Annotated in this window: 11 protein-coding genes; all 11 read right to left on the bottom strand. The window is 70.2% G+C overall.

The features are described from left to right. Nucleotides 1-157: 157 nt before the first annotated feature. Nucleotides 158-1,111, bottom strand: a complete 954-nt coding sequence (gene whiG / locus ABTZ89_RS30080; RefSeq protein WP_270952878.1) for an RNA polymerase sigma factor WhiG — start codon at nucleotides 1,109-1,111, stop codon at nucleotides 158-160. Then, a complete protein-coding gene (locus ABTZ89_RS30075; protein ID WP_351051001.1) occupies nucleotides 1,086-2,060 on the bottom strand; it encodes a tyrosine recombinase XerC in 975 nt (324 codons plus the stop codon). Before ABTZ89_RS30075 ends, whiG begins: the two co-directional genes overlap by 26 nt. A gap of 107 nt (nucleotides 2,061-2,167) precedes the next feature. After that, the gene (dprA, locus tag ABTZ89_RS30070; protein WP_351050998.1) at nucleotides 2,168-3,325 is read right to left on the bottom strand and encodes a DNA-processing protein DprA; all 1,158 of its coding nucleotides are present in this window, start codon (nucleotides 3,323-3,325) and stop codon (nucleotides 2,168-2,170) included. After that, nucleotides 3,325-4,842, bottom strand: coding sequence for a YifB family Mg chelatase-like AAA ATPase (locus tag ABTZ89_RS30065; protein WP_351050995.1), 1,518 nt, complete (start codon nucleotides 4,840-4,842; stop codon nucleotides 3,325-3,327). Before ABTZ89_RS30065 ends, dprA begins: the two co-directional genes overlap by 1 nt. After that, nucleotides 4,843-5,244, bottom strand: a complete 402-nt coding sequence (locus ABTZ89_RS30060; protein ID WP_270952882.1) for a YraN family protein — start codon at nucleotides 5,242-5,244, stop codon at nucleotides 4,843-4,845. A 475-nt stretch (nucleotides 5,245-5,719) separates the two neighbouring features. After that, nucleotides 5,720-6,043: a DUF2469 domain-containing protein gene (locus ABTZ89_RS30055; protein WP_009943624.1), complete on the bottom strand. Its 324-nt coding sequence runs from the start codon at nucleotides 6,041-6,043 to the stop codon at nucleotides 5,720-5,722. Between the two features lie 33 nt (nucleotides 6,044-6,076). Beyond that, on the bottom strand, nucleotides 6,077-6,829 hold the full coding sequence (locus ABTZ89_RS30050) for a ribonuclease HII (protein ID WP_270952883.1): 753 nt from the start codon (nucleotides 6,827-6,829) through the stop codon (nucleotides 6,077-6,079). A 7-nt stretch (nucleotides 6,830-6,836) separates the two neighbouring features. After that, complete coding sequence (gene lepB, locus ABTZ89_RS30045; RefSeq protein ID WP_351050990.1) at nucleotides 6,837-7,751, bottom strand: signal peptidase I; 915 nt, start codon at nucleotides 7,749-7,751, stop codon at nucleotides 6,837-6,839. A gap of 234 nt (nucleotides 7,752-7,985) precedes the next feature. Then, the gene (gene rplS, locus ABTZ89_RS30040; RefSeq protein ID WP_270952885.1) at nucleotides 7,986-8,342 is read right to left on the bottom strand and encodes a 50S ribosomal protein L19; all 357 of its coding nucleotides are present in this window, start codon (nucleotides 8,340-8,342) and stop codon (nucleotides 7,986-7,988) included. A 192-nt stretch (nucleotides 8,343-8,534) separates the two neighbouring features. Next, the gene (trmD, locus tag ABTZ89_RS30035; RefSeq protein WP_351050986.1) at nucleotides 8,535-9,326 is read right to left on the bottom strand and encodes a tRNA (guanosine(37)-N1)-methyltransferase TrmD; all 792 of its coding nucleotides are present in this window, start codon (nucleotides 9,324-9,326) and stop codon (nucleotides 8,535-8,537) included. Nucleotides 9,327-9,387: 61 nt separating this feature from the next. Continuing rightward, nucleotides 9,388-9,700, bottom strand: a 313-nt coding sequence (rimM, locus tag ABTZ89_RS30030) for a ribosome maturation factor RimM (RefSeq protein WP_351050983.1), incomplete at its 5' end; no start/stop codon positions are given.

Raw genomic sequence — 9,700 nt, 5'->3', positions numbered from 1 at the left:
GATCGCCCTGCGGAGCGGCGGATTCCCTTCCGGAGGAACGGAATTCGGACTAGTCACCCGCCTGACCAGGCGTTCTGGGGCGTGGGTGGGGGGGGGGGGGGGGGCCCCCCCACCCCCCCCACCTCCCAACCCCACGGGCAGAACGCCGCAGGAAGGCTCAGGCTTCGGTCAACTTGGTGCGCAGGCGGAGCACTGCCCTCGTGTGGAGCTGGCAGACGCGGGATTCCGTCACGCCCAGGACCTTGCCGATCTCGGCGAGGGTGAGGTTCTCGAAGTAGTAGAGCGTGACCACCACCCTGTCGCGTTCGCTCAGGCGTTCCACCGCCTCGGCGAGCTGGCGCCTGCTGTCCCGGTCGACCAGGGCCGCCACCGGGTCTTCGGCCCGGTCGTCGGGCAGCGTTTCGGCCAGCGAGGCCTGCATCGGCCCGGCGCCGATCAGGTCGTCGAGCGCGACCACGCTGGTCATCTGCAGCTGGGCGAACAGCTCTCGGAGCTCGTCGAGGGACAGCTCCAGCTCGGCGGCGAGTTCGGCGTCGGTGGCCGTGCGCTGCAGCTTCGCTTCCAAGCGTTCCAGTGCCCGCTCGACGTCCCTGGCCCGGCTGCGCACCGATCGGGGGACCCAGTCCTGGGCCCGCAGGTCGTCCAGGATCGCGCCGCGGATGCGCTGCATCGCGTAGGTCTCGAACTTCAGGCCGCGTTCGGGCTCGAACTTCTCGATCGCGTCGACCAGGCCGAAGATGCCGGACTGGATCAAGTCGGAGATCTCGACGTGCGAGGGCAGCCCGGTGCCCACCCGGCCCGCCACGTACTTGACCAGCGGCGCGTAGTGCAGCACCAAGCGGTCGCGCAGCTCCTGGTCGCGCCGTTCGCCGAACGCCTGCCAGAGCGCGACGATGCCCGCTTCGACTTCGTCGCCGCTGCGCTGGTCCCCGTCCGCGGCGGCCGCGGCTTCGGCCGCCAGGGCCAGCCCGCGGCGTCGCACGGACTCGTGCGCGTGACCGTTCGTCGAGCTGCCTCGCTCACGGGCGGTCACCGGCGCCGAGTTCGGTCTCGCGGCCACCGTGTCGGCGCCGCCCCCGGCATGGTCAGGAACGGGGGTGGGTTCGGTCATGGATCGCCTTCAGCCGTTCAACGGTCACGTGGGTGTAAAGCTGGGTCGTTGCGAGCGTAGCGTGACCAAGCAACTCCTGAACGCTACGGAGGTCCGCACCGCCTTCCAGCAAATGGGTCGCCGCTGAATGCCGCATGCCGTGCGGTCCGACGTCCGGTGCACCGGAAACGGTCCCGACCGCGTCGTGCACTGCTCGTCGCACCGTGCGCGGGTCGAGCCGTCCACCTCGAACACCCAGGAACAGCGCGGCACCGGAGCCCGCTCGGACCAGGTTCGGCCGTCCAGCGGTGATCCACCGGTCGAGCGCATCATCCGCGGGTAGGCCGAACGGCACAACGCGTTCCTTGTCACCTTTGCCGATCACCCGGATCACCCGGCGTTCGCGGTCCACGTCGTCGACGTCCAACCCGCACAGCTCGGCGACGCGAACCCCTGTGGCGTACAGAAGTTCGAGCACCGCGTGATCACGCAGCGCGACCGGATCGCCCTGGTCGGCTCCGGTCGCGGAGGCCTGCATCGCCGCACCCGCCTGGTCGGCGCGCAGCACTGCGGGCAACTTCCGCGGTTTGGCCGGCACGGCGAGCCGCGGCCCGGGATCGCTCGGCAGCAGCTCGGAGCGCAGCGCCCACGCCGTGAAGGTGCGGGCGGCAGCCGTGCGCCGAGCCATCGTCGAGCGGCTCGCACCCTGCGCGTGCTGGGCCGACAACCACTCGCGGAGCACGGAAATGTCCAGCTCCGCGAGGGTTTCCCGACCGGCCACCCCGGACAGGTGGTCGAGCAGCGAAACGACGTCGCCCACGTAGCCCCGAACGGTGTGCACCGACAGCCCGCGTTCGGCGGCGAGGTGCCGCTCGAACCCGTCGACCGCAGCACCGAGCGGCTCGGGCAGTTTCGCCCGAACCGCGCGGAAATCGGGTCTTCGCGGTTCAGTGGAACGGGCTCGGGGCATGCCTCTGACGCTGGCCCTTGCACCGCCACCGGTCAAGCATCGCCACGCCGAATCATGATCACTCGACCGCGATCAGCTGCTCAGCCACCGGTGTCGCAGATGTGACCTCATCGTGCGACCGACCACCCCCGGTCCGAGCGAACCGCGAACCCGGACATCTCCAGCTCCGGGAGCAGCGCCCGCACTTCACCCAGCGGCAGGCCGCAGTCCCGCGCGAGTTCGTCCGCGCTGGCCCCTTCCATGCCGCGCAACGAGTCGTGCAGGCGTTGGGCGTGCGGTTTCAGACCGTCGGTCCGGCGGTGCGCTCCAGCGGTTTCGACCGGTCCCGGCGAACCGATGGGGCTGACGGCCTCGACGACCTCCTCGATGCTGGTGACCAGCACTGCTCGCCCCGAGCGCACCATCCCGTGGCACCCCACCGAGTTCTTCGAGGTGATCGGTCCGGGCACCGCAAGCACGGGCCGCCCCAGCGAATCGGCCGTGTTCGCGGTGTTGCCCGCTCCGCTGCGCGCCCCGGCCTCCACCACGACCGCAGCCCGGCCGGAAGCCGCGATCAGCCGGTTGCGCACCAGGAAGCGGTGCTTCCGCGGCGAAGTACCTGGCGGGTACTCGCTGACCACCGCACCTTGCTCGGCCACCGCGCGCAGCAAACGGCCGTGCCCCGCCGGGTAGTCGACATCGACTCCGCAGGCCAGGAACGCCACTGTCCTGCCACCAGCGGCGAGGGCGCCCCGGTGCGCCGCACCGTCGATGCCGTACGCAGCACCGGAAACCACGGTGAACCCGGCTTGCGCCAGCCCGTGGCCGAACTCGGCCGACACGTGCTCGCCGTAGCCGGAGGCCGCTCGAGCGCCGACGACGGCGACCGCCTGGTCCAGCGCCGTCGCCAGGTCCGCTCTGCCGCGCACCCACAGCGCGATCGGCTCGGCCACTTCCGGGAGCCCGACTTCTCGCGCTCCGGCCAGATCCTCGAAGGCGCTGTGCGGCCACTCGTCGTCTTCAGGCACCACGAGCCGGGCACCGGCTACCTCCGTCGCGTCGAGCAGCTGCTCGGCGGACACGTCCTCGCGCCGGGCCTCGACCTCGGCCATCACGTCCGGCGGTGCCTTCCCCCGCTGGATCGCCTCGACCACCCGCTGCGGGCCGTGCCTGGCGACGAAGCCGGCCAGCGCGGGCGCCGGTGGTTCGGCGACCGCCGCCAGGAATGCCCTCGCCAGCAGCACTTCTCGCTTGGTCTTCGCACCCAGCTTCGCCCAGTCGGCCATCAAGCCGCCCTCCTGTCCCGGAACTCCAGCGCCGCCGCCACGTGCTCGGCGTCGGGCCTCTCCTTGCCGTCGAGGTCGGCCAACGTCCACGCCACCCGCAGGCACCGGTCCGCGCCGCGGGCGGTGATCGCCCCGACCTCCAATCCGCGATCGAGCAATCCGGTGACCTCGTGGGGCAGCGCGAACTCGCGCCGCAGCACCGGTCCCGGGACTTCGGTGTTGGTCTGCCAGCCGTGCTCGGACCACCGCTCCCGCGCGGAGGCCCGCGCCTGCGCCACCCGCTCCCGCACGACGGCGGTGCTCTCCGGCTCGACACCACTGTGGACGGTCATCGCGGTGATCGGGCGCATCCGCACCCGCAGGTCCACCCGGTCCAGCAGCGGGCCCGACAGCTTGCCGAGGTAGCGCCGCCGAACCTGCGGCGGGCACTGGCAATCGAGTTCCCTGGCAGGCGCGCACGGGCAGGGGTTCGTGGCCAGGACCAGCTGGAACCTCGCGGGATAGCGCAGGGTTCCGTCCCGCCGGGCCAGCCGGATCTCGCCTTCTTCCAACGCCGTGCGCAACGCCTCCAACCGCTTCGGTCCGAGCTCGCACGCCTCGTCCAGGAGGAGAACCCCTCGGTGCGCCCTGCTGACCGCGCCCGGCCTGGCCAGCCCCGTGCCACCGCCGATCAGCGCTGGGACGGACAGCGACGCGTGCGGCGCCACGAACGGCGGGGTCCTCACCAGGGACGCCGAGCCGGCGAGGTCACCGGCCACGGACCGGATCGCCGTCACCTCCAGCGCCTCCGTCCCGCTCAGGTCCGGCAGCAGCCCGCACAACCGCTTGGCCAGCATGGTCTTGCCCGTACCGGGTGGACCGATCATCAGCAGGTGGTGTCCGCCCGCCGCAGCGACCTCGAGCGCCCAGCGCGCCTCGGGCTGGCCGAGCACATCGGCGAGGTCCGGTGCGTCCTCGACCGGAAGCTCGTCCACCAGCGGCGGTTGTCGGGCCAGGTCGCCGAGTTCGCGCAGCCAGGCCACCACGTCGCGCAGGTGCGTCGCGCCCAGCACCTCGATGCCGTCCACCAGGAGCGCCTCGCCCAGGCACTCGGCCGGCACCACCGCCCGGCGCATGTTCTCCTTCCGCGCGGCCAGCAAAGCGGGCAGCAGGCCGCGCACCGGGCGGATCCGGCCGTCCAGCGCCAGTTCTCCGAACAGCACCGTTCCGGCCAGCCGGTGCGGCGGCACCAGCTCCGCCCCGGCCAGCACCGCGCAAGCCAGGGCCAGGTCGTAGGAGGTCCCGGCCTTGGGCAGCGCGGCCGGGGACAGCGCGAGCGTCACGCAGCTCGCCGGCCAGTCCTCCCGGCAGTTCTGGATGGCCGCCCGCACGCGGTTCTTGGACTCCTGCAACGCGGTGTCGGGCAGTCCGAGCAGCTGCAACGACGGCAGGCCGCCCTTGCGCACGTCCGCTTCGATCTCGACGAGCACACCGTCCACACCGAACAGCGCGACCGCCCAAGTCCGCCGCAACGCCATTCAGAACACCCCCTCGAGGTGCTGGAGGAGCACCGGCTGCCCCGGGGGCCACAGGACCGAGACGAAGTCGAACCGGACCGAGCACCCCACCAATTCGCGTTCGGCCAGCCACGCCCGCGCGGCATTGCGAATTCGTCCGATCTTCTCCGCGTTGAGCGCGTAGCGCGGACCGCCGTAATCGACTCCGGAACGCGTCTTCACCTCGCAGAACACCACGGATTCGCCATCCGCTGCGACGATGTCGAGTTCTCCGTGCGGGCACCGCCAATTCCGGTCCAGCACGGTCATTCCCCGGTGTTCCAGCAAACCAGCGGCTAACCGCTCCCCCTCCAGCCCCAGCGCATGCCGGCCGTCACCAGCGCTGACATCGCTCAGCGGGCCCACGATCTTCTTGCGGCGCACGACTTCCTCCTCGGCCTGGCGTTGCGGGACTTCCCGCGCTCGGACAGCACCGGTCGGCGTTCGCGAGAGGTTTTCCCGCAGCACGACAACGGATCCGAGAACGGGTGGATGTCTCCGATGATCCCGAAAATCACGCCGATCGCCAGCACATTTCGGCATTCCCGACCAGATGGATCACCTGTGGAAAACTCGGCTCACACGAATGAGTGGGAAGCGCTGAAAAACCACGGGAGAACGCGAAAAAGAATCTGCGAATACAGCCGATCGGCCAGAAGACAGCGAAAAAAATGCAGCCGATCAGCTCAGTTCACCGGACATCTGGCCAGGAACGCACCGAAGGCACGACACGCCACCGGCGTGTCCGCAGCTGCAGGTCCACGGAGTTCACGGGGCGAGCTGGGCCGAGCGCGCGCACAAAAAAGCTCGGGCGGCCGTCTTGAAGACGACCGCCCGAGCAGCTGATCCGGTGCTGAGCTCAGGAACCGAACGGACCGCTCTCCGGCAACCGGAGATCCGGCTTGTCCAGCTCCTCCACGTTGACGTCCTTGAACGTGATCACCCGGACGTTCTTGACGAAGCGCGCCGGGCGGTACATGTCCCACACCCACGCGTCCGACATCGCCACCTCGAAGTAGACCTCCGAGTCGGAGTTGCGCACCTGCACGTCCACCGCGTTGGCCAGGTAGAAGCGCCGTTCGGTCTCCACGACATAGGTGAACTGCCCGACGATGTCGCGGTACTCCTTGTAGAGCTGCAGCTCCATCTCGGTCTCGTACTTCTCGAGATCCTCGGCGCTCATCGCTGTGCGAGCCCTTCTGCGTTTCCGATCGGACTACAACACCTCATTGTCCACCACTCCCCCCTCAGAAGCATCGAACAACCCGGGCTTGCTGCTCACCGCGCGCGGCGAGCGCAGGCCGTGCCGCTGCGCGGCGGCCACCACGTTCGCATAGGACCAGCGGTGCTCCCGGCAGGGCCCGTGCTCGGCCAGCCGCGCCGAGTGCAGCGGCGTGCTGTACCCCTTGTGCACGTCGAACCCGTAGTCAGGGAACTCCTGGTGCAGCTGCTCGGCCATCAGCCGGTCGCGGGTCACCTTCGCCAGCACCGACGCCGCCGCCACGCAGGCGGCCACCAGGTCGCCCTTCACCACGGCCACGCTGGGCGTGGCCAGGCCCTGCACCCGGAATCCGTCGGTGAGCACGTAGCCGGGGTGTTCGGAGAGCCGGGCGACCGCGCGCCGCATGCCCTCCAGGTTGGCCACGTGGATGCCGAGCGCGTCGACGTCCTCGGCGGGGATCACGACGGTGGACCAGCTCAACGCTCGCTCGGTGATGCGGTCGAACATCAGGTCCCGGTCGGCCTCCGACAGCACCTTCGAGTCGGTCAGGCCCTCGAAGCGCTGACCGTCGCCCGGCTTCAGGACGCACGCGCCCACCACCAGCGGTCCGGCGCACGCCCCGCGCCCGGCCTCGTCCACGCCTGCCACCGGCCCGAGGCCGCGGCGGTCCAACGCGCGCTGAAGGGCCCAGTTGCCGCTGCTGCGCCGGATCACCGACCTCGGCGGCCGGAACTCCGCCACCGTCACGTCAACGTCACTCCGAGGCTCGTCCCTTGCTCACCACACCGACGAGCCTACGACCCAGCCACACCGTCGGGAACGCCGCCGCCACCCCGAAGCCGACCGGCACCCCGGTCTGCCAGGCGGGCGCGCCCAGCGCGGTGGTCTGCGGGTCCGGATCGGCGATGCCCTGCCAGCGGGTCGGCGGCAGCACGATGAACTGCGCCTTGCCGATCACGTTGTCCACCGGCACGGCGCCGTTGAGACCGCCACCGCCCTGCACGCGGGAGTCGGCCGAGTCGTTGCGGTTGTCACCCATCACCCACAGGTGGCCCGGCGGGACGGTGACCTCCTTGAACTCCTCCTGACCGACACCGCGGCCCGGCTCCCAGTACAGGTAGGGCTCGTTGAGCGGCTTGCCGTCGACCAGAACGCGGTTCTGCGCGTCGCAGCACTCCACCTTCTGGCCGCCCACGGCGATGACGCGCTTGACGAAGTCCTTCTCGTCCGGGGCGCCGAAGCCCAGCAGCGAGGCCGCGCCCTGGAAGAACCCGGCCACCGGGTTCGAGGGCTCCTCGGTGCGGAACTCGTTCTGCACCCACGGCTGCGGGCCGCGGAACACCACGACGTCGCCCGGCTTCGGGTCGCTGAACCGGTAGGTGAGCTTGTCGACCAGCACCCGGTCGTTGTTGCAGCCGGTGCACCCGTGCAGGGTCTGCTCCATCGACTGCGACGGGATCACGTAGACCCGCGCGATGAACGCCTGGATCAGAACCGTCAGCACCAGGGCGGTGACGATCAGGATCGGCAGCTCGCGCCAGAACGAGCCCTTCTTCTTGTTCTTGGGCTTGCGGCTGCGAGGGCCTTCCCCCGAGTCGTCCGGAGCACCGCTGTGGTGCTCGGCCTCGTGGGGCTCCTCCGCTGATCCGCTGCGCATGACGTCGGCCACCTGGCCAGGCTACTGGAACAGAAACAGGGGCCGTCGTGCTCCCCCGCTTCGGAGCGCCCGGAGAAGGCGCCATGACGTGCTCTTTTCCGGTACGTCCGAGTCGGGAACCACGGCGTCCGCGGCTCGAATTCGTCACTGATCACCCGAACGTGCAACGCCGTGCGGCACCGGGAGCGCACAAAAGGAACAGCCCGGATGCAGGGCATCCGGGCTGTTCGCAGTACGTCCGTCCGATCAGGAAGCGGCGGTCTCCCGCTTCTCCTTGATCTTCGCTGCCTTGCCGCGCAGCTCGCGCAGGTAGTACAGCTTCGCCCGCCGAACAGCACCGCGCGCCACGACCTCGATCTGCGCGATGTTCGGGGTGTGCACCGGGAAGGTCCGCTCCACACCGACACCGAAGGAAACCTTGCGCACGGTGAAGGTCTCCCGGATGCCATCGCCCTGCCGGCGGATGACCACGCCCTGGAAGACCTGAGTCCGCTCGCGCGAACCCTCGATGACGCGGACGTGGACCTTCAGCGTGTCACCGGGCCGGAAGGCCGGGATGTCGGAACGCAGCGACTGGGCGTCCAACGCGTCCAGGGTGTTCATCGGTGGTCCGTCCTCATCCGTGTCGAAGGCAGCCCGTGTTCTCGCATGTCGATGACCCGATCTAACGGGCACCGCCTGACACGGGGTGAACTTGCTTTGTGCGCACGCCGAGCGATCTCGCCCGGCTGCGTCAACCGTTCCAGTGTGCCAGATCCGCTTTCCGGGGTCTCAACCGACCCCACCGACGCGGGGTCAGCGAGATGCTTCTCCGGCATTCCGGGACTCGTCGGAGTGTTCCGACTCCCGCAGCTTATCGAGTTGCGCTCGGTCCCTCTTATCCAGGGCCCCCTCCGGCAGCTCTGCCAGCAGTTCCGGGCGCCTGCGGTAGGTGCGTTCGAGGGCCTGGTCCCGCCGCCAGCGGTCGATCGCGGCGTGGTTCCCGGACCGCAGCACGTCCGGCACGGCGCGCCCGCGCCAGACCTCGGGGCGGGTGTAGCAGGGCCCTTCCAGCAGGCCGTCGGAGAAGGAGTCCTGCTCCGCCGACAGCGGGTTGCCCAGCACCCCCGGCAGCAGGCGCGCCACGGCCTCGATCATCACCAGCGCGGCGACCTCACCGCCGACCAGCACGTAGTCGCCGATGGAGACCTCCTCCACCGGCATCCGGGTGGCCGCGTCGTCGATCACCCGCTGGTCGATGCCCTCGTACCGGCCGCAGGCGAACACCAAGCGCTGCTCGGAGGACCAGCGGATCGCGGTGGCCTGGTCGAACGGCCGACCGGCCGGCGTCGGCACGACCAGCCGCGGCATCGGCTCCTCCGTCCCGCAAACGGCGTCCAGCGCCTCGCCCCAGACCTGGGGCTTCATCACCATGCCGGGACCGCCGCCGTAGGGGCTGTCGTCGACCGCGCGGTGCACGTCGTGCGTCCAGTCGCGCAGGTCGTGCACGCCTACGGCGATCCGGTCGCGCTCGATGGCCTTGCCCAGCAAGGCTTCCCGCAGCGGGTTGAGGTAGTCGGGGAAGATCGTGATGACGTCGATGCGCATGGTGCCCTCGAAAAACGGAAACGCCCCCGCCGAACGGCGAGGGCGGAATCTTCAGCTGCGATTATTCGTCGAGCAGGCCTTCGGGCGGGTCGACGACCAGCTTCCCGGCGGCCAGGTCGATCTCGGGCACGATCTCGGCCACGAACGGCACCAGGACCTCGCGGTCGTCGGCCGTCCGCAGGGCCAGCAGCTCGCCCGCGGGTGTGTGGACGACATCGCTCACCTCGCCGACCTCTTCCCCGGAGACCTGGACGGCCCGCAGTCCGACCAGCTCGTGGTCGTGGAACTCGTCCGGGTCATCGGTGGGTTCGAGGACGTCCGCGGTGACGGTCAGCGTCACGCCGCGCAGGTCCTCGGCGGCCTCGCGGCCGTCG

The organism is Saccharopolyspora sp. NPDC002686 (assembly GCF_040295745.1).
In the GTDB taxonomy this organism is placed as follows: Bacteria; Actinomycetota; Actinomycetes; order Mycobacteriales; family Pseudonocardiaceae; genus Saccharopolyspora; species Saccharopolyspora oryzae.
This window is presented reverse-complemented; position numbering and strand designations above follow the sequence as displayed.